Raw genomic sequence first — 19,154 nt, forward strand, 5'->3', positions numbered from 1 at the left:
TCCACCTCTCGAAAGGCAAGCACGACTCAAACCCGGATCTTGCTGGCAAAGAGTGTGACCGCGTGGCGTTTGCCCGCCTTTTCCAGCACCACGGCATCTGCCGTGATGGCCACCAGCGTATAGCCATCCACCTGTTGCCCGACCCGATAACTCTTGCCATTGAGCACCGCCAGCGCCGGGCCATTGCCCAGCACCACACTCTGCAGCTTCGGTAAACCGGTGTTGCTCTCGCCGGTCGCACGGGCGCCAATCGCCACATCCGCCAGCGGTGCGGTGGGATCCTGCAATACCTCGACCTGCTCCGCCTGTACCAGCAAGCTGAACAGGCAACAGCACAACGCAAACACTCTAGCCACGGATAAACTCCTTGCTGGTACTCAGGGTGTAGATCTCCATCTCCACCACCGCGCCGGGATAGGATTTGACCCGGTAGTCGAACTGCTTCCAGTAAAAGTGGCGCGGCAAGGCTTCCAGCGCTTTGAGATATTGATAAACATCGAAATAGCCGCCTTCTAGCTGAAGCCGGATACCATGTTTGTAGAGATTGACCTTCTGTTCTCCCGCCATCAGCGGGGTCGGCTCCAGCGAACTGAGCGCCAGCATGTGAAGGTTGGCGGAGCGGGAGAGCAGCGCCTCCAGCACCTGCGGCATCTCGTGCGCCGGGATCAGATCGACGGTCTGGGCCTTCAGCTCATCGTCGATCCGGGCCAGATCCGCTTCGACCTGCGCCAGCTGGTCGCGAACGCCCTGATTGGGATCCCGCTTGAGCCGAGCCTGTTTGCCGAGGTTCTCCAGCTCCATGATTTCGAGGTCGCGCTCGGCGGCGCTCAGGGCCATGCGATCCTGCTGCAGGCGGGTATCGGCGCCATCGAGCCAACCGTAGATGCTACCAGCGCCCAGCAAAACCAGACCGGTAAGCAGGATCAACACCCGCTCCCGCTGGCTCAACAGGGCGATACGCTGGCCCCACGCCTGCCATTGTGCTTTCAGGTTCATCAGGGTTTCTCCCGCGCGATGCCGCTCAACTGGAAGGTCAGACGACCCTCCTCGTCACGGCCAAGGGTCAGTTCACCAAACTCCTTGCCTACCAGACTCGGGGTCTGCTTGAAGCGGTTGACCCAGGCCGGCACATCCTGACTGCGTCCGGCAAAACCGGAGAGGTTGATCCGCCCTTCGTTGATCTCGATGCGCTGCAACGAGAGGTTGCTGCTGCGAATGCGGGAGAGATCCGCCATCACGCTGGCATAGCCCTGGGATTTTTGCAGAGACAGGCTACCGAGCTGACGCATCAGCCCCTGCTTGGCGGTCAGCTCATCCCGTTTATTGACCAGTTGCTGTTGCAGCCGGGGATCCGCCTGATGGCGCGCCAGCTCGGCATCGAGGCGTCTGGCCTCGCTGCGCTTGAGCTCCAGCTCGGCGGTGCGTTGCGCTAGCGCCCGGCTGACCTGTTGCTGCTGCCAGCTGTAACCGATAGCCGTCAGCAGGATCAGCAACAGCGCAACACCCCATACCAACGCCATCTGATTGAGGCTGGCCCACTGCCGCTTGGGACGAAACTCGGCACCATAAAGGTTTATCTGACGTTTCATCACGCATCCTCCCCGATGGCGGCTGCGTAGGCAGAAAGGTACTCGACGCCAGCCAGCAACATTGTCTTGTTGACCATGGCAGCAAGGGGGAATAACACTCTCATTGATCATCCCCCAATGCGGCAGCATAAGCCGAGAGGTATTCGACGCCGGCCAGCACCGCCTTGTTGGCCATGGCGGAGACGGCAAAGCCGAAGGTCTGCTCCATGTGACGCACCAGGGTACCGATAAAGGGCGAAGCGACGGCAAACTGCATCTGCCCCAGCTCGGGCAATTTGAGCTGGCCCGCCAGATAGTCGAGGGAGCGCTGGATCTCCAGCGCCAGTGAATCGAGCAGCATGGCGTCAGGCTCATGTTCGCCGGTCAGGCTGGTGAAACCGCGCAGCTGGCGGGAGAAGCAGAGCCCCCCCTGATGGAAGACCAGCAGTTGCAGATCCTGCCCCTTGGGCTGCCACAGCAGCATGCGCACAGTGTCATCCGCTTCATAGAGAGAGGTGAGCGCCAGCTCGTCGCTGATGATGGATTGCAGGGTGGCGATGCCGTTGATGGCATCGGCCAGCTGTTGCACCCGGCTCTTGGGCAGGCAGATCACATTGATGCGCGGACGACCGGCAGGCGGGGTGGGCAAGTCCACATAATCCATCGCCAGTTGCAGCACGGGTTCGCTGACATAGTCCTTGATGGCCCAGGGGAGCGCCCCCGCCATCTCGGCGTCAGGCACGGCAGGCTTGTCGATCTGGATCTGTTGATAAAGGCTGGCGGCGAGGGCTACCCGCACTTTAGACTTGGCCAGCCCATAACGGCTGAACAGCTCGTTCATGGCCACAGCCCACTCCTGTGGGCCGTTGATGGTGCGCGTCGCGAAGACGGGGGGATTGCCCACTGCAGCCAGCATGATCCTGTCATTGGCCAACAAGAGCCCGACCTGGCGGCTTGGCGTCGACCGTCTGAACAGTTTTTTCATGTAAGCCCGCCCATCAATAGTGATTAAATGTATGAAATACTAACATAAACAGCAGATTAGCCTCTATATAAAAGACGGACTCACCATTGCAAGCCAGCCTTCCAGCCGAGCCAGAGGGGTCAGCTATCCTGCCCTTCCCCCTGCACCCCCTCCACCACCCGTTGCTGACCCGCTACGGCGTCGAACTCTGGTGCAAGCGGGATGATCTGATCCATCCGACCATCTCCGGCAACAAGTGGCGCAAGCTCAAATACCACCTGCTTCATGCCAGAGAGCACGGCAAACGGCATCTACTCTCGTTTGGCGGCGCCTACTCCAATCACATCCATGCACTGGCAGCAGCAGGGTGCCAATCTGGCCTTCGAACTACCGGTATCATACGGGGCGAATCTGATGCCGTCAGCAATACCACCCTGAGGGATGCCAGACGCTGGGGTATGGATCTCGTTTTCGTCGACCGCCAGAGTTACCGCCGTCGCCAGGATCCCGACTGGCTGGCCCAATTCGATGCACCCGATACCCTGATCGTGCCGGAAGGGGGCAGCAGCCCGCTGGCTATCCCCGGGGTTGCCGAACTGGTCGGCGAGGTACCCTTCTCGCCGGATCTCTGGGTACTGCCCTGTGCCAGCGGCGGCACCCTGGCGGGCCTAATCGCTGGCAAACAGGACCGGGAGCAGATCCTCGCCATTGCGGTACTGAAAGGAGGCGGCTTTATCGCTGACGAGGTGTGTCGCCTCCATCCCGCTGCCGCCAGCATCCCCGGCTGGCGGGTCGCACTCGATCACCACGATGGTGGCTACGCCAAATTCAGCCCGGCCCTCTGGCAGTGGGTTCAAGATTTCAGCGCCGAAACAGGTCTGCCTTTGGAGCCCATCTACAGCGGCAAGGCGATGTGGGGGCTGTTTCGCGAGCTGGCTGCGGGCCGCATCGCCCCCGGCAGCAAGATTGTCTTTATCCATACCGGCGGCATGCAGGGATTGGCCGGACTGCGGGAGCAGGGGCGACTGTGAGCCCCGCCTGACGGCAACCGAAAACAAGAGAGGGTCGCCCCACGACGACCCTCTCTTGTTTATCTCAATCACCAGCCGGCTCCTGCACCAACCGGCGTGGCTCGGCAAACCAGGGCCCCTGCCCGGCATGCACCCCGAGGTGGCGCAGCATCTTCCACTCATCGCCACTCTCTACCCCCACCGCCAGCACCCGGGTACGGGTATTGGCGCAGCCCCCCACCAGACTGCGGACCGCCATCTGGTTCACCTGTCGGGCGTGAATCTCCCGCACCAGGCTGGGGTGCAGCTTGAGGAAGTTGATCTCGAACTCCTTGATGTACTGGGTGCTCACCACATCCTGGCCAGCATGATCGATGGCCAGCTGGCAGCCCAGCATCCGCAGGGAGCGCAGCGGCCGCTTGAGTGCTTCGAAGTGGCGTGTGACCTGGGCCTCCGAGAGCTGCAGGATCAACCGCTCGTTGGTGCTGCGCGGCAGCTGGAACAGGGCGAAGAAGAGCCAGCGCTGGAACTCGCGGTTGAGCAGACTCTGGGCACTCAGGGTCAGAGTGATGGGACAGCTCTGCTCGGAACGCTGGCGCAGCAACACCAGCGTTTGCTCCGCCACCAGCCGATCCAGTTGCAGCAGCAGGCCCACCTTCTCCGCCATTGGCATGAAGATCCCTGCTTGCAGTTCCCGCCCCTGCTCATCGTGGATATAGGTGAGCAGATCCTGCTGCAGTACCACCTGATCCCGATCCTGCTGGACCGGTTGGGTATAAAAATCGATCCCCTGCTCTTCAAGACGGCGACTGATGAGGGTGCGCCAGCGCACCGTCCCCTTGCTGCTCTGCTCCTCGTCCAGCTGCTTCTCGTAGAGGAACCAGCCGTTGTGCCCCTGCAGACGTGCACTCTTGAGGGCCAGCTCGGCCTCCTCCTGCACCTTGAGCAGAGTGTCTTGCGCCTGGTAGCAGACAGCCCCGATATAGATGGCCGTCTCCGGATTGACCTGCTGCGGCCAGTGTAGCCGTTGCAGACTCTTGAGCAGCTGGCTGGCACTGTCCACCATCTCGCTCTCCGACATGTTGGGCAACAATACCGCAAAGACATGTCCGGCATAACGAGCCTGCAAGGCACCGTTATGCTTGCGCACAAAAGCACTGATCACGGCGCTCGCCTCCAGCAGCAGATCATGCCCCTGCAGCTCGAACTGCTCCGCTTCCAGCTCTTCCAGACAGGCGAGTTCAATCAGCAAGACACCGCCACTCATCACGCTCGCCTCCATGATAGCGCTCTCGAGCCGGTTATCGAAGAAGAGGCGGTTGCCGATGCCGGTCATCTTGTCGACGAAGGCGTTGCTGCGAATGAAGTTGTCGAAGCGGCTGCGCTCCTTGCGGGCATCCGCCAGCTCGGCGAGCAGATGATCGAGGGCCTGACTGGCGGCCACCGGCCACTCTTCGACGGGGTCATGGCTCAGTTTGGAGAGCTTGTCATCGAGGATCAGCTGGGCGCGAATGCCCAGCAGCTCGGCACCGCGCAACTGCTGACGCAACCAGCGGATGGAGTACCAGAGACCGAACACCACGATGAAGATCCCGAACGAGATGCCCGACATCGCCTTGATGGAGTACTCCGCCTCCTTGAAGGGGCGCTCCAGCTTGAAGCTGGCCTGCATGCCAGCCTGATGGGGCAGCGGATGGCTGTATGGCACCAGCAGCGGTTCATCAACCGGACGCTGTACGTCACGGAACCAGTAGACCCGCTGGTCATTCTGGCGCACCTCCAGCTCCACCACATGAGCCGCCCGCAGCAAGGTGGGCAACCAGCGGCTCATATCCTCCATACCGTGAGCAACGTCGAGTTGCTTGTCGATCACCTCGACCAGCGCATCGACCTTCTTTTGCTGCAACTCCATGCCCAGCTCGCGAAAGCTGAACACCCCGCCAATCAGCACGGTCGCCATGGCAGCGATCACGCACAAGGTAATAAACGAGACAAGATGTGTTGTGAGTTTCATGTGCCTTTCCGTGTGCCCGGCATCATCCATTGGAGTTCATGGTAGCAGTGGCGCTGTGGCCATCACTATGGACGGGGATCCCGCTTCTGTAATTTAAGCGGGGCAGCATACCCAAAGCAGCGGGAGAATACCAAGGAAGGTACACAGGTGGAGCAGGGGAAGATAGCAGACAGAAAAATGGTCCCTCAAAAGGGACCAAAAGGAACACTCATATCAAAACTAACACTCTGTGCTACTGACAAAAAACAGATACAGGAGTATTGAACACACGGTGAGTCAAACCGCAGGGGTACTCTAAAGCAGTTCGGATAAGTTGAGCAATTGTCATTTATGACAGGTCAGCGATTGAATCTTTTCAAGGTTAATAATAAAAACATTTAAAATCATACATTTAAAAAATCATCCAATAAGTGTGACAAGTAGAGCTCAAATTGATTGTACTAATGCACTATGATGGCTTGACCCATTTGTGTCTCGTGAAACTGGCAGGCGCCCTTGTTACGCATCACCCCCCTCTGGATCACTGTACTGCTACTGCTCTTGCCCATCCTGGCAAGCCAGTCCGTCGGTCTGTGGCTAACAAGACCGATGGCCAACCACCTGCTTGAGCAGAAGGTGGCCGAGATAAAGCGAGCCATGGCGATACGCCATCACACGCTGGACAAAGCCATGAGCGAGCAGCTGACGCTGTTTGATTTCGATTGTGGTGCCAACGACATGGCACTGCTGCGGGATCCCCGCTTTTACAACACCCATATTCGTCTGCAGGGGCTGGAACTGGCATCAGGGAAAAGCTGTTCAAGCCTGGGTGTGGGTATTTCGCTCATCAAAAACGCCAACCAGGATGGCGCCCTCCCCGACAAACTGGGGCTGACTGCTACAACGGCCAGTTTCAATACGGAACAGGAGATGGTTGCCTACTACAAAAACGGCGGCAACATTGCCTACTGGGTGCTCGATAACAGCTGGAGCCACGATCTGCTACAGCTCCCCTGCAGTGACTGTTTCTATCTGGAGTTCAGCCAGCGGGATCCCGCAGCGATGACCCCCCGCTTCCCGCGCGGTGACCGGACCATCAAGCTGGAAGAGGGCAGCCGCAGCCTGAGCTTCTTTGATCAGGACAAACTGACCCGACAAACCATCTGGGCCGGTTCTGCACTGGATCTGTATGCTCGCGAGCAAGTCAGACGAATCGCACTCTGGAGCGGCACTATCCTGGGCCTGCTGCTGGTGACCGCTTACTGGTCGCTGCGAAACTATCGCCGCTCGCTCAAGGGGCTATTGCAGGCCGGATTGGTGCGCCAGGAGTTCATCCCCTTCTATCAACCCGTGGTGGATCTTCGAACCTGGCAGGTTGCCGGTTTTGAGGCGCTGCTACGCTGGCAACGTGGACACGAGCTGATCCCCCCGAGCGCTTTCATCGAATATGCTGAAGATCAGGGACTTATCCTGCCTATCACCAGGCAGTTGCTGGAGCAGGTGATCACGGATCTGCCGCTGTTGCCACCAGAGCAGTGGATCAGTGTCAATCTGATGGCCACCCATATCGAACAACCCTTGCTGCGCAACATGTTGAGTGAACACCATAACCCTTCGCCCGAGCGCCTTACCTTCGAACTGACCGAACGCAAGCCGATCCTCGACATCAAAGCCGCTACCGAGGAGATCACCCTGTTGCAGCAGATGGGATATCACTTCAAACTGGATGATTTCGGTACCGGCTACGGTGGTTTTGCCTACCTGCAGAGCCTCGGGATCCGCCAGATCAAGATCGACAAGATGTTCGTCGATACCATAGGCACCAACGACCTCAAACGCAGCGTGCTGGATGCCATCATCACGTTTGGCCTGGAATCAGGCATGGAGATGATTGCGGAAGGGGTTGAGACGCGGGAACAGGTTGATTACTTGCGGCAACACGGCGTCTATCTGATCCAGGGTTACGTCTTTGGCAGGCCCATGGCGCTGGCAGATCTTGCCATCTGGCAGCAGACGTGGCCTCCACAATATTCGCAAGAGAGCTGACACCGATATTGCACAGGCCAGCGCTGGCAGGGCTCCCCCCACCGGGAGCACACGCACCCTTTTGCACAGAGGCTGACACTCCCACAGCCTCTGCCACGACCTGGCTCATCGCCCTTGAACCACCATTTACATTCAGCAACAAAATGATCTGCCCCTGAGAGGATGGAACCCTTATCATAAGCATTCGGCTACCGTGAGCACCTTCACGCACGCCTCCCATCAATCCCTGTCGGCCAGCGCCGTCCCGAGATGAGAACCATTGCCAATGAAGACATTTATCCGGCAAGAGATTGCCCTGCCCGTCGGCCTGCTGACCCTACTCTTTTTCAAGACGATCGGGAGCGACCTGCTGACAGAGACAACTCCGCTCGGGATCTATCTTCCTGTTTCGGCGGCACTACTAGCCATCGTCACCTGGGCCATCTTTTCGGTGGTGCGCCACTCCGATGCCCTCGCCATCAAGCTGGGCGAGCCCTTCGGCACCCTGATCCTCACCCTCTCGGTCATCTCGCTGGAGGTGGTGATGATCTCCTCGGTGATGCTGACCGGCGAGCCCAACCCCACCATGGCCCGCGATACCATGTTTGCGGTAGTGATGCTGGTGAGTACCGGTCTGGTGGGCTTCACCCTGCTGTTTGGCGGCTGGCGCTACCACACCCAGAGCTTCAATCTGGACGGAGTGAAATCCTATCTGGTGGCCATTATCCCGCTGGCCCTGCTCTGTCTGGTACTGCCCAACTTCACCGAGGGCGGTGCAATCGGCAGTATGTCGCGCGCCATGTCGTGGATGCTGATCATCATCTCGATCCTGCTCTACGGGGTCTTTCTGCTCATCCAGACCCGCAGCCACAGCCACTTCTTCGTCGACAGCGATCACGAGGATTACGAGGAGCACCACGGCCCGCTGCAGAGCAACGTCTATCACACCATCCTGCTGCTCGCCTACCTGCTGGTGGTGATCCTGCTGGCCAAGACCCTGGCCATCCCCATCAACTACGGAGTGCATGTGATGGACGCACCCGCCGCACTGGGCGGCTTTATCGTCGCCTGTATCGTGCTGGCACCCGAAGCAGTCGGCGCCATCAAGGCGGCCTTCAACAACCAGCTGCAGCGGGCAATGAACCTCTACTTCGGCTCTTTGCTGGCCACCATCGCCCTCACCGTGCCTGCCGTGCTCTTTATCGGCTCCATGCTGGGTCAGGAGGTACGCCTCGGCCTCTCCCCCGCTGATATGGTGCTGCTGGTCACGACCCTGATGGTCTGTAAAGTGACCTTCAGCAGCGGCCGCACCAATGTGCTCCATGGTGCGACCCATCTGGTGTTGTTTGTGGTCTATCTGTTCCTGATGTTCGAACACGAATAACTGCGTTCAACCAACGTCAGACACGCAAAGACCGCCCGATTGGGCGGTCTTTTGTTATCGGCTCCCGGACCTCACCGGCGCCAGTGAAGCGGCGTCCCCCTCATCCCCCACCCTTCTCCCGCCAGGAGAGAAGGGGGATCAAGGCTTACAGGCTGGGCAGTACCCCGACCGGGATCAGGTCGTTGTAGCTGGCACGGCCCAGCAGGGCGGCGGCCGCTTCGATATCCGGCGCGAAGTACCTGTCCTTGTCGTAGAAGCTTACCTCTGCCCGCAGTCGTCCCTTGGCCAGCTCGATCAGCTCGGTACTGCGCAGCGGCGCGCGGAAATCGAGCCCCTGTGCCGCCGCCAGCAGTTCGACTGCCAGAATGCCGCGGGTATTCTCGGCCATGTCAGCCAATCGACGACCGGCGAAGGTCGCCATGGAGACGTGATCCTCCTGATTGGCCGACGTAGGCAGACTATCCACCGAGGCGGGATGGGCCAGGGTCTTGTTCTCGGAGGCCAGCGCCGCCGAGGTGACCTGAGCAATCATAAAGCCGGAGTTGACCCCGCCGTTGTTGACCAGAAACGCCGGCAGACCGGACATCCGAGAGTCAATCAGCAGTGCCATGCGCCGCTCGGACAGCGACCCGATTTCGGCGATGGCCAGCGCCAGATTATCGGCCGCGAAGGCCACCGGCTCGGCATGGAAGTTGCCACCGGAGAGGATCTCCTCATCCTCGGCAAACACCAGCGGGTTGTCGGAGACCGCGTTGGCCTCGCACACCAGCACCTCGGCTGCCTGGCGGATCTGGGTCAGGCAAGCCCCCATCACTTGCGGCTGGCAGCGCAATGAGTAGGGATCCTGCACCTTCTCGCAGTTGTGATGGGACATACCGATCTCGCTGCCATCCACCAGCAGGTGGCGATAGCAGGCGGCCGCGTCGATCTGGCCACGCTGACCGCGCACCGCGTGGATGCGGGCATCGAACGGCCGACGACTGCCGAGCGCCGCTTCAACGCTCATGGCACCTATGGTGATAGCACCGGCGTAGAGATCCTCGGCATGGAACAACCCTTCCAGCGCGAAGGCAGTGCTCGCCTGAGTGCCGTTAAGCAGCGCCAATCCTTCTTTGGGTGCCAGCGCGATAGGCTCGAGCCCGGCAATTTTCAGCGCTGTAGCGGCATCGATCAGCTCGCCCTTGTGGCGGGCCTTGCCCTCCCCGATCAGCAGGCAGCTCATATGAGCCAGCGGCGCCAGATCGCCGGAGGCACCGACGGATCCCTTCTTCGGCACCACCGGATAGACTTCAGCGTTGATGAGGGTCATCAGGGCCTCAAGCACCGTCAGTCGGATGCCGGAGAAGCCGCGCGCCAGCGAGTTGAGCTTGAGCACCATCATCAGCCGCACGGTAGCGTCATCCATGTACTCGCCAATCCCTGCCGCGTGGGAAAGCACGATGGAGCGCTGAAGCTCGTCCAGCTGCTCCACCGGAATGCGGGTGTTGGCCAACAGGCCAAAGCCGGTGTTGATGCCATACACCACCCGGTTCTGCTCGATCACCTTGGTAACCACAGCTGCGGAGGCGTGGATCCCCGGCAGCGCGGCCGGATCCAGTGAAACATGTACCGGCTCGCGGCTGACGCGGCGCAGGGTGGCAAGATCCAGCTCGCCCGGAGTAATAGTCAATTTAAACATGGTGTTACACCTTTCCTTTGACACCGTTGGCGCCGTCAATCATCGGCAGATCCAGTTTCGCCTCATGGGCACAGTTGATGGCAATCTCGTAGCCGGCATCCGCGTGGCGCATCACCCCGGTGGCCGGATCGTTGCGCAGCACCCGACCGACGCGGCGGGCCGCGTCATCGGAGCCGTCACAGACGATCACCACGCCGGAGTGCTGGGAGAAGCCCATACCGACCCCGCCGCCGTGGTGCAGGGAGACCCAGGTCGCGCCACCAGCTGTGTTGAGCAGGGCGTTGAGCAGCGGCCAGTCGGAGACGGCATCGGAGCCATCCATCATCGACTCGGTCTCGCGGTTCGGGCTCGCCACCGAGCCGGAATCCAGATGGTCGCGGCCGATGACGATGGGAGCTTTCAGCTCGCCGTTTTTCACCATCTCGTTGAAGGCCAGACCGAGCCGCACCCGATCCTTGACCCCGACCCAGCAGATCCGCGCTGGCAGCCCCTGAAACGCGATGCGCTCGCGGGCCATGTCGAGCCAGTTGTGCAGGTGAGGATCATCCGGGATCAGCTCTTTCACCTTCTGATCTGTCTTGTAGATATCTTCCGGATCGCCGGAGAGGGCCACCCAGCGGAACGGGCCTATCCCCTCGCAAAACAGCGGGCGAATGTAGGCGGGGACGAAGCCGGGGAAGTCGAAGGCGTTCGCCACTCCCTCCTCCAGCGCCATCTGGCGAATGTTGTTGCCGTAATCCAGAGTCGCCGCGCCGCGCTCTTGCAGGGTCAGCATCGCCTCCACCTGACGGGCCATGGAGCGACGAGCGGCCAGATTCACCTCCTGCGGGGCACTCTGCTGCAGCTCGCGCCACTTGGCCACGCTCCAACCCTGCGGCAGGTAGCCGTGCACCGGGTCGTGGGCGGAGGTCTGGTCGGTCACCACGTCAGGGGTGATGCCACGGGCCACCAGCTCGGCAAAAACGTCGGCGGCGTTGCCGAGCAGACCGACGGAGATGGCGGTGCCGCTCTGTTTGGCCTCTTCGATCATGGCCAGCGCCTCATCCAGACTGTGAGCCTTCTTGTCCACATAACGGGTGCGCAGACGAAAATCGATGCGGGTCTCGTCGCACTCGACGGCGATCATCGAGAAGCCGGCCATGGTGGCAGCCAGCGGCTGGGCGCCGCCCATGCCGCCGAGCCCACCGGTGAGGATCCAGCGGCCCGCAGGCGAGCCGTTGAAGTGCTGGTTGGCCACCGCGAAAAAGGTTTCGTAGGTGCCCTGCACTATCCCCTGGGTGCCGATGTAGATCCAGGAACCCGCAGTCATCTGGCCGTACATCATCAAGCCTTTCTTATCGAGCTCGTTGAAGTGCTCCCAGTTGGCCCAGTGGGGCACCAGATTGGAGTTGGCGATCAGCACCCGCGGCGCATCCTTGTGGGTCTGGAACACCCCGACCGGCTTGCCGGATTGCACCAGCAGGGTCTGATCCTCCTCGAGCCGGGTCAGCACCTCGACGATCTTGTCAAAGCAGGCCCAGTTGCGGGCGGCGCGACCGATGCCGCCATAGACCACCAGCGACTGGGGATGCTCGGCCACCTCGGGATCCAGGTTGTTCATCAGCATCCGCAGCGGCGCTTCGGTGAGCCAGCTCTTGGCGGTCAGTTCGGTGCCGCGCGGGGCACGGATCACGCGGTTCGGATCATGGCGGGGATCCTGCTGTTGCACAGACATACACACTCCTTGTTGTATCAATAGGGTGCCTTCGGCGACGGGCGGCCAAAGGGTTAACGGGTCAACAGATGAACCAGTCGCGCGGCCACGCGGGCACTGCGGTTGTCCTGATCCAGCGTCGGGTTGTACTCGGCCAGATCGGCAAGCCTGAGCTTGCCGCTGGCCCGGATATGGGCGATCAGCGGTTCGATCACCGCCAGCTCCACTCCACGGGCGGCGGGGGCGCTCACTCCCGGCATCACGGCCGCCGGCAGCACGTCGAGATCGATGGTCAGATAGAGGTGATCACAATGGGCGATAAAGGCGTCCAGCCCGCTTAGCAAGGCTGGCAGCCCGGTCTGAGTCATCGCCTCATCCAGCACATGCCACACTCCCAGCCCCTTGGCACGGGCAAACAGGGCTTGGGTATTGGCGGTCTCGGCCACCCCGAGGCAGGCGTAGTGAAACGGTGTGCCCTGAGCGGCGCACTGCTCGGCAATCTGGAAGAAGGGGGTGCCGGAGCTTGCCAATTCCTGCTTCATGCGCAGGTCAAAATGAGCATCGAGGTTGATAATGCCGACCCTGCCACTGCCGCCCAGATGACTGTTGAGGCCGCTCCAACTGCCGAAGGCCACCTCGTGGCCGCCCCCCAGCACCAGCGGGAAGTGGCCCAGATCGAGCGCAGAGGCGACCCGCTCGGCCAGACGGCCGTGGGCGGCATCGAGATCCCCATCGGTACAGCTCACATCCCCGCCATCGTAGACGGGGCGACTCAGATGCCAAGCGGTGTTGGCCAGCAGCTTGCGCACCGCTTGCGGCGCACCGGCGGCACCGACACGCCCCTTGTTGCGGCGTACCCCTTCATCGCAGGCAAAACCGAGCAGCACTACACCGGCAGTCTCTTGTGCTCCGGCGGTCCAGGGCAGCATCTTGTCATGCCAGCGCAGTGCCAGTTCACCATCTTCCGGATCCTGCCGCCCCTGCCAGAGCGACATGTCGATCGGGTTGAACTTATCCATGGAGGGTCTCCTCGCCGTTGAAAATGCGGCCTGCCAGCTGATCGACGCCGACCATGTAGCTCAACTCAGCCGGATGGGCGCAGTGCCAGATCAGGAAATCGGCCGCCATCCCCACCCTGAGCTGACCAAGGCGATCCTGCTCGCCAAGCGCTTTGGCGGCGTGGCGGGTCACCCCGACCATCGCCTCCACCGGAGTCAGACCAAACAGGGTACAGGCCATGTTCATCGCCATCCGAAGCGAGACGATGGGGGCCGTGCCCGGGTTGATGTCGGAGGAAACCGCCATCGCCACCCCCGTCTTGCGCAGCGCGGCGACCGGCGGCAGTTTGGTCTCTTTGAGAAAATAGAAGGCGGTGGGCAGCAGGGTGGCGACCACGCCACGGTGGGCCAGCGCCAAGATCCCTTCCGGATCCAGATACTCCAGATGATCCACCGAGAGGGCGCCAAAGTTGGCAGCGAGGGTGCTGCCACCGAGATTGGAGAGCTGATCCATGTGCCCCTTCACCGGCAGGCCGTACTGATCCGCCGCCAGATAGACCTGCTCGGTCTGGGCCAACGAGAAGCCTATATGCTCGCAGAAGACGTCCACCGCATCGGCCAGGCCCGCTTTGGCAGCGGCCGGGATAATCTCCTGACAGATGGTCTCGACCCAGCTGTCAGGGTCATCGCGATACTCCGGCGGCACCGCATGGGCCGCCAGCAAAGTGGTCTTGACCCGGATCGGCAACGCCTCTCCCAGTCGGCGGGCCACCCGCAGCATCTTCAGCTCGTCCGCCAGCGTCAGGCCATAGCCGGACTTGATCTCCACCGTGGTGACCCCTTCCCGGATCAGGGATTTCACCCTCGGCAACGCCAGCTCAAAGAGCTGATCCTCGCAGGCCTCGCGGGTGGCGCGCACCGTGCTGATGATGCCGCCGCCCCGACGGGCGATCTCGGCATAGGGCACTCCCTGCTGGCGCAGTTCGAACTCCTCGGCACGGCTGCCAGCAAAGACCAGATGGGTGTGACAATCGATAAGGCCGGGGGTGACCAGCTTGCCCCGCATATCCTGCCAGTGAGCGGGATACGGCCCCTTCAACTCGGCCATCGGCAACAGCGCGTGGATCTTGCCATCCTGCACGCCGATGGCGTGGAGCGGCAGCAGGCCGTAGTCGGCCAGCTCATCATTCAGGGTGGCGGGTGTCACGTTGAGCCAGACCCGCTCGCAGTTCAACAGTTCCTTGTTCATAGCGACCTCAAATGTATATACATATTCTTATAATCGATCTCTATGACGAAAGAAAGAGCGAAGTTCACATCCTGATAACAGCATCAAACTTAGAGTTTAAACACAAAAAAGCCCACCAGGAGGTGGGCTTTGCAAAATCGAGTTGTATATACATTTACTCCAACTGAGTCTTGGAGCTGAGCTTGTAGCGGGAACCGGGGGAGAGCAAACGGGCGTAGGAGACCAGATGCCCCTCCGACCAGGTACGCCGGTGCAACAACAGGCAGGGGGAATCTACGCGGATCTGCAACAATCCCGCCTCACCGGCGCTGGGCAGCACGGCTTCCACCACGTGCTCCATCTCGGAGAGGGGGCAGATATCCATCAGATAGCGGTTGGGGGTCTGTTGGGTAAAATCCTGCTCGCCATAGCACGGCAAGCGCCCGGCATCGACGAAGCGTTCCTCCAATTGCAACGGCTCCCCATCAGCCTGATGGACGATCAGGCTGTGAAAGATGGGGGCGCCAACCCGTAGCCCCAGTTGTACCGCCACCTTCTCGTCGGCAGCCAGTCGCTGTAGCCGGATCACCCGGGCGCTGTACTCGCTGCCACGCTCGGCGATCTCGTCGGCAATATTGCGAATAGCCAGCAGCGGCGATTCGGTGCGCCTGTCCGCCACGAAGCTACCGGAACCGGCGGTACGCACCAGCCAACCTTCCGCCACCAGCTCCCGCAGCGCCCGGTTAACCGTCATCCGGCTCACGGTGAACTGCTCGCACAGGGCCGCTTCGGTCGGGATCCTGTCTCCCGCCTGATAGTGGCGTTCGCGGATCCCGTCCAGAATGTGCTGCTTGATCTGCAGATAGAGGGCTGGCGCCACCATGAAGCTCCCTAGCGCCGACGGTGGGGCGGACGCATGTCCGGCCAGGCGCGATAGACATCGGGGATCTGATCCGGGCCGCTGATGCAGAGATCGAGATCGTGCAGCAGACCGTCTTTAATTCCGTAGATCCAGCCATGCACCGCCAGCTCCTGCCCCTTGCGCCAGGCATTCTGGATGATGGTGGTGTGGCAGACATTGGCGACCTGCTCTGCCACGTTCAGCTCGCACAGGTAGTCGAAGCGCTCATGCTCATCCTCGATGGCCTCGAGCTCTTCACCATATTTGAAGTAGACATCCTTGATGTTGCGCAGCCAGTTGTCGATGAGCCCCAGCTCCTGATTCTGCATCGCCGCCTTGACCCCGCCGCAGCCATAGTGGCCGCAGACAATTATGTGCTTCACCTTGAGCACCTCGACCGCGTATTGCAGCACCGAGAGGCAGTTGAAATCGGTATGTACCACCAGATTGGCGACGTTGCGGTGGACGAAGACATCCCCCGGCAGCAAGCCCATCAGCTGGTTGGCGGGGACCCGGCTGTCGGAACAACCGATCCAGAGGTATTCGGGGGCCTGCTGGGCAGAAAGAGTGGCAAAGAAAGCGGGATCTTCCGCCTTGATCCGTTCGGCCCACTCACGGTTGTTGGTAAACAGGTCGTTCAACAGTTTCACTTCTGCTCTCCCTAATGTGGCAGTGGCGGCAACATAACACACTCAAGGGTAACCAAAGCAAGGCCGACCAGATCCCTGCGAAACAAAAACAGGGCCATCAGGCCCTGTTTTTATGAGAGGAAGCATCAGGCTTCCATGGCATCTTTCAGCTTCTTGAGTGCGTTTTTCTCAAGCTGACGCACACGCTCGGCGGAGACACCGTAGGTATCGGCCAGCTCCTGCAGAGTGGTCTTGCTGTCATCATCGAGCCAGCGGGCACGGATGATGTGTTGGCTGCGCTCATCCAGGGTGGCGAGGGCCGAGCTCAGGCGACGGGTCGCGTGATCGTCCCAGTTGTCGTTCTCGATGGTCGCGGCCAGATCGGAGGATTTGTCCTCCAGATAGTGAACCGGTGCGAAGCCGCCCTCTTCCTCATCATCACCAACCAGATCGAACGCCTGATCGTAGTTGGCCATCCGCGCTTCCATCTCGGTCACGTCAGCGGCAGAAACGCCGAGATCGGCCGCCACGGCCTGAACCTCTTCGTGGTTCAGCCAGCCCAGACGCTTTTTGGATTTGCGCAGGTTGAAGAAGAGCTTGCGCTGGGCCTTGGTGGTCGCCACCTTGACCATGCGCCAGTTGCGCAGGACATATTCGTGGATTTCGGCCTTGATCCAGTGCACGGCAAAGGAGACCAGACGCACGCCGACCGTCGGGTCGAAGCGCTTGACCGCCTTCATCAGGCCGATGTTGCCTTCCTGTACCAGATCGGCCTGAGGCAGACCGTAACCGGCATAACTCTTGGCGACATGAACGACAAAGCGCAGGTGCGACATAACCAGCTGACGGGCAGCCTCGAGATCGCCATCCTGCTGCAAACGCTCAGCCAGTTCACGCTCTTCCTCTGCGCTCAGCACAGGAATAGAGTTTACTGCCTGGATATAGCCTTCCAGACTACCTTGCGGAATCAGAGCCATAGTGCGCTGCAATGAAGTTCCCATCTGTTACCTCTTACTTTTCAATCGAATCAGTCTAACACCCTGAGAGGGTCTGTCTACTGACCGGATGCCATTCTGCGGCGTGTATCAAAGAACATGCCCAGTTTTAGACCGGCTTATCTTAAGCCTGCAGGATGAATCATGAATGAACAGTCAAAAAAAGGGGGTCACAATGAAGGACCCCCGAAAAGTAGCATGCTAAGTCCATTGTTGCGGAGCTCGCAACCTTCACATGCTTGCCAAGTCTGACGAGCAAGGCAGAGGGGCCACACCCGTATAAATGCTTCAGCTTTAATAGACTGCTTATAAATCAGAAGGTTCACTGGATCTAGCGAAGATCCGGAAGATCATTGTTATTCAGAATACTCTGACTATGGGGGCCAAGCCAGAAACGGAGCCTCTTTTACTTGATCCACCTCTCAAAATCCAGCGATTTACTTTGATAATAAATTAATCAGGATGGCTCTATATCTCGAATGTGACGATGAACCGAAAACCAGGAAGCAATCAGCCCCAGCAAGGCCCCCAGCAGGATCAGGTTCACCCCATCTACCAGACCCATGCCAACCAGCCGGAAGTTACTGTTATACAAGCCCGCAAGCTCCTTCACCACCCCTTCGCTCCAGATCACCATCACCTCGGTCAGCCACCATGCCAGCATGCCGCCGATCACCCCGAACCAGATGCCGGTATAGAGGAAAGGGCGATGGATGAAGGCATCGGTTGCCCCCACCAGCTTGAGCACCTCGATCTCTGAACGCTGGTTGAGGATGTTGAGACGCAGGGTGTTGCCGACGATCAGCAGCACGGCGGAGAGCAGCAGCACGGCGATACCGGTAATGGTGTGACGCAGCAGGTTCATGATCCCCTGCAGGCGGGTCAGCCACTGCAGATCCAGCTTGCCCTGCTCGACCCCATCCTCATTGTTTAGCTTGCCGAGCAACTCGGCGGCCCCTTCCGGATTCTGCCAGCGCGGATCCGGAATGACGCTCAGCACCGGCGGTAGCGGGTTGCTGTCCAGATAATCGAGGGCATCGCCGAAACCGGAGATCTCGCGAAACTCCCGCAACGCATCGTCACGGCTCAGGTAGGTGACCGAATCCACCTCGGGATAGAGCAGGATCCTGTGCTGCAGATCGAGAATGCTCTGCTCCGGCAGATCCTTGCGCAGATATAGGGAGATCTGGGAGCTGTTCTGCCAGCTCCCCTCCACCACCTCGGCGTTTTTCAACAATACGTGGAAGCAGGAGGGCAACGCCAGACTGACACCGAGCACCGCCAGCGTCATCAGGGAGGCGAGCGGATTTCGCCACAGCTCCCCGAGACTGGCAAACGCCTGCCGCACATGGTCAACCCCGTACATCATCAGACGACGCAGCGGTGGTTGTTTATGACGAACAATAGCCATCAGAGCTCCTCCCCGGCCGAATACATGCGACCCGCCTTGAGGGTCAGGGTGCGATAGCGCATGCGGGCGATCAGCCCCAGATCGTGAGTAGCAATCAGTACAGAGACCCCAAAATTGTTGAACTCCTGAAATAGCCGCATGATATCCATGGAGAGCTGGGGATCCAGGTTGCCGGTCGGTTCATCCGCCAGCAGCAGCGGCGGCTTGTTGACGATGGCACGGGCGATGCCGACCCGCTGCTGTTCACCCCCGGAGAGCATCCGCGGCTGGTAACGCTCCTTGCCGAGCAGCCCCACCTTGTCCAGCGCCGCCGCCACGCGCTTGTTGATATCGGCGTGGCTGTAGCCATCGATCACCAGCGGCAGCGCCACGTTGTCAAACACGGTGCGGTCCATCAGCAGGCGGTGATCCTGAAAGATCATCCCGATCTGGCGGCGAACATAGGGGATCTGGCTGCGCTGGATATGGCTGACATCATCACCATGAAAGAAGACGCGACCATCGGTCGGACGCTCCATCACGCTGATCAGTTTGAGGAGGGTACTCTTACCCGCCCCCGAGTGCCCGGTCAGAAAGGCCATCTCTCCCTTGCGCAGGTGAAAGCTGACCTTTTGCAGCGCCTGATGGCCGCCGCTGTATACCTTGCTGACCTTGTCAAAACGAATCATAACGGTTCC

General features: G+C 60.3%; 17 protein-coding genes. 3 read left to right on the top strand and 14 right to left on the bottom strand.

All coding sequences use genetic code 11. The features are described 5' to 3' along the window. Positions 1–26: 26 nt before the first annotated feature. The 4 genes from G5179_RS02540 to G5179_RS02555 form a co-directional block, all read right to left on the bottom strand. Positions 27–356: a SctD/MshK family protein gene (locus tag G5179_RS02540; protein ID WP_421257813.1), complete on the bottom strand. Its 330-nt coding sequence runs from the start codon at positions 354–356 to the stop codon at positions 27–29. After that, positions 349–996, bottom strand: a complete 648-nt coding sequence (gene pilO / locus G5179_RS02545; RefSeq protein ID WP_266134566.1) for a type 4a pilus biogenesis protein PilO — start codon at positions 994–996, stop codon at positions 349–351. The genes G5179_RS02540 and pilO overlap by 8 nt, the downstream gene beginning before the upstream one ends. After that, positions 996–1,589: a PilN domain-containing protein gene (locus G5179_RS02550; protein WP_128834786.1), complete on the bottom strand. Its 594-nt coding sequence runs from the start codon at positions 1,587–1,589 to the stop codon at positions 996–998. Before G5179_RS02550 ends, pilO begins: the two co-directional genes overlap by 1 nt. Positions 1,590–1,689: 100 nt before the next feature. Next, on the bottom strand, positions 1,690–2,553 hold the full coding sequence (locus G5179_RS02555; protein ID WP_421205609.1) for an MSHA biogenesis protein MshI: 864 nt from the start codon (positions 2,551–2,553) through the stop codon (positions 1,690–1,692). 86 nt (positions 2,554–2,639) lie between these two features. Between G5179_RS02555 and G5179_RS02560 the strand changes: the two genes are divergently transcribed. Beyond that, positions 2,640–3,563 carry a 1-aminocyclopropane-1-carboxylate deaminase/D-cysteine desulfhydrase gene (locus G5179_RS02560; RefSeq protein WP_421257814.1) on the top strand — a complete coding sequence of 308 codons (924 nt, stop codon included), beginning with the start codon at positions 2,640–2,642 and terminating at the stop codon, positions 3,561–3,563. Between the two features lie 64 nt (positions 3,564–3,627). Here the strand turns inward: G5179_RS02560 and G5179_RS02565 are convergent, their stop codons facing one another. After that, positions 3,628–5,556 (bottom strand): EAL domain-containing protein, encoded by a 1,929-nt coding sequence (locus G5179_RS02565; RefSeq protein ID WP_421231343.1) that lies wholly within the window; start codon positions 5,554–5,556, stop codon positions 3,628–3,630. A gap of 495 nt (positions 5,557–6,051) precedes the next feature. Between G5179_RS02565 and G5179_RS02570 the strand changes: the two genes are divergently transcribed. Further along, positions 6,052–7,581, top strand: a complete 1,530-nt coding sequence (locus G5179_RS02570; protein WP_421205613.1) for an EAL domain-containing protein — start codon at positions 6,052–6,054, stop codon at positions 7,579–7,581. A gap of 265 nt (positions 7,582–7,846) precedes the next feature. Further along, positions 7,847–8,944: a calcium:proton antiporter gene (locus tag G5179_RS02575; RefSeq protein ID WP_421257815.1), complete on the top strand. Its 1,098-nt coding sequence runs from the start codon at positions 7,847–7,849 to the stop codon at positions 8,942–8,944. 145 nt (positions 8,945–9,089) lie between these two features. On the opposite strand, the gene hutH is transcribed toward G5179_RS02575, so the two are convergent. The 9 genes from hutH to ftsE all read right to left on the bottom strand — a co-directional run bounded on the left by hutH (position 9,090) and on the right by ftsE (position 19,145). Next, complete coding sequence (gene hutH / locus G5179_RS02580) at positions 9,090–10,622, bottom strand: histidine ammonia-lyase (protein WP_421257816.1); 1,533 nt, start codon at positions 10,620–10,622, stop codon at positions 9,090–9,092. A 4-nt stretch (positions 10,623–10,626) separates the two neighbouring features. Next, a complete protein-coding gene (gene hutU, locus G5179_RS02585; protein ID WP_421257817.1) occupies positions 10,627–12,336 on the bottom strand; it encodes a urocanate hydratase in 1,710 nt (569 codons plus the stop codon). Between the two features lie 53 nt (positions 12,337–12,389). Continuing rightward, the gene (gene hutG, locus G5179_RS02590; RefSeq protein ID WP_421257818.1) at positions 12,390–13,334 is read right to left on the bottom strand and encodes a formimidoylglutamase; all 945 of its coding nucleotides are present in this window, start codon (positions 13,332–13,334) and stop codon (positions 12,390–12,392) included. Further along, the gene (gene hutI, locus G5179_RS02595; RefSeq protein ID WP_421257819.1) at positions 13,327–14,562 is read right to left on the bottom strand and encodes an imidazolonepropionase; all 1,236 of its coding nucleotides are present in this window, start codon (positions 14,560–14,562) and stop codon (positions 13,327–13,329) included. The genes hutG and hutI overlap by 8 nt, the downstream gene beginning before the upstream one ends. A 154-nt stretch (positions 14,563–14,716) precedes the next feature. After that, positions 14,717–15,421 (bottom strand): histidine utilization repressor, encoded by a 705-nt coding sequence (gene hutC, locus G5179_RS02600; protein ID WP_110304222.1) that lies wholly within the window; start codon positions 15,419–15,421, stop codon positions 14,717–14,719. Positions 15,422–15,432: 11 nt separating this feature from the next. After that, positions 15,433–16,092, bottom strand: coding sequence for a carbonate dehydratase (gene can, locus G5179_RS02605; RefSeq protein WP_005339998.1), 660 nt, complete (start codon positions 16,090–16,092; stop codon positions 15,433–15,435). Positions 16,093–16,217: 125 nt separating this feature from the next. Further along, the gene (gene rpoH, locus G5179_RS02610) at positions 16,218–17,072 is read right to left on the bottom strand and encodes an RNA polymerase sigma factor RpoH (RefSeq protein ID WP_005339997.1); all 855 of its coding nucleotides are present in this window, start codon (positions 17,070–17,072) and stop codon (positions 16,218–16,220) included. A 451-nt stretch (positions 17,073–17,523) separates the two neighbouring features. Then, entirely contained in the window at positions 17,524–18,477 is a 954-nt protein-coding gene (gene ftsX, locus G5179_RS02615) for a permease-like cell division protein FtsX (protein WP_005342860.1), read from the bottom strand. Beyond that, entirely contained in the window at positions 18,477–19,145 is a 669-nt protein-coding gene (gene ftsE, locus G5179_RS02620) for a cell division ATP-binding protein FtsE (protein WP_005339995.1), read from the bottom strand. Before ftsE ends, ftsX begins: the two co-directional genes overlap by 1 nt. Between the last annotated feature and the right edge of the window lie 9 nt (positions 19,146–19,154).

This window comes from Aeromonas sp. 600886, assembly GCF_049174935.1.
Classification (GTDB): Bacteria; Pseudomonadota; Gammaproteobacteria; order Enterobacterales; family Aeromonadaceae; genus Aeromonas; species Aeromonas veronii_A.

Excerpts from the sequence above, each read along its gene's own strand:
- pilO (WP_266134566.1), bottom strand. The coding sequence starts at position 996 with ATGAACCTGAAAGCACAATGGCAGGCGTGGGGCCAGCGTATCGCCCTG.
- hutI (WP_421257819.1), bottom strand. The coding sequence starts at position 14,562 with ATGAACAAGGAACTGTTGAACTGCGAGCGGGTCTGGCTCAACGTGACA.
- hutU (WP_421257817.1), bottom strand. The coding sequence starts at position 12,336 with ATGTCTGTGCAACAGCAGGATCCCCGCCATGATCCGAACCGCGTGATC.
- ftsE (WP_005339995.1), bottom strand. The coding sequence starts at position 19,145 with ATGATTCGTTTTGACAAGGTCAGCAAGGTATACAGCGGCGGCCATCAG.
- G5179_RS02575 (WP_421257815.1), top strand. The coding sequence starts at position 7,847 with ATGAAGACATTTATCCGGCAAGAGATTGCCCTGCCCGTCGGCCTGCTG.
- hutG (WP_421257818.1), bottom strand. The coding sequence starts at position 13,334 with ATGGATAAGTTCAACCCGATCGACATGTCGCTCTGGCAGGGGCGGCAG.
- hutH (WP_421257816.1), bottom strand. The coding sequence starts at position 10,622 with ATGTTTAAATTGACTATTACTCCGGGCGAGCTGGATCTTGCCACCCTG.
- ftsX (WP_005342860.1), bottom strand. The coding sequence starts at position 18,477 with ATGGCTATTGTTCGTCATAAACAACCACCGCTGCGTCGTCTGATGATG.
- G5179_RS02565 (WP_421231343.1), bottom strand. The coding sequence starts at position 5,556 with ATGAAACTCACAACACATCTTGTCTCGTTTATTACCTTGTGCGTGATC.
- rpoH (WP_005339997.1), bottom strand. The coding sequence starts at position 17,072 with ATGGGAACTTCATTGCAGCGCACTATGGCTCTGATTCCGCAAGGTAGT.
- G5179_RS02550 (WP_128834786.1), bottom strand. The coding sequence starts at position 1,589 with ATGAAACGTCAGATAAACCTTTATGGTGCCGAGTTTCGTCCCAAGCGG.
- G5179_RS02555 (WP_421205609.1), bottom strand. The coding sequence starts at position 2,553 with ATGAAAAAACTGTTCAGACGGTCGACGCCAAGCCGCCAGGTCGGGCTC.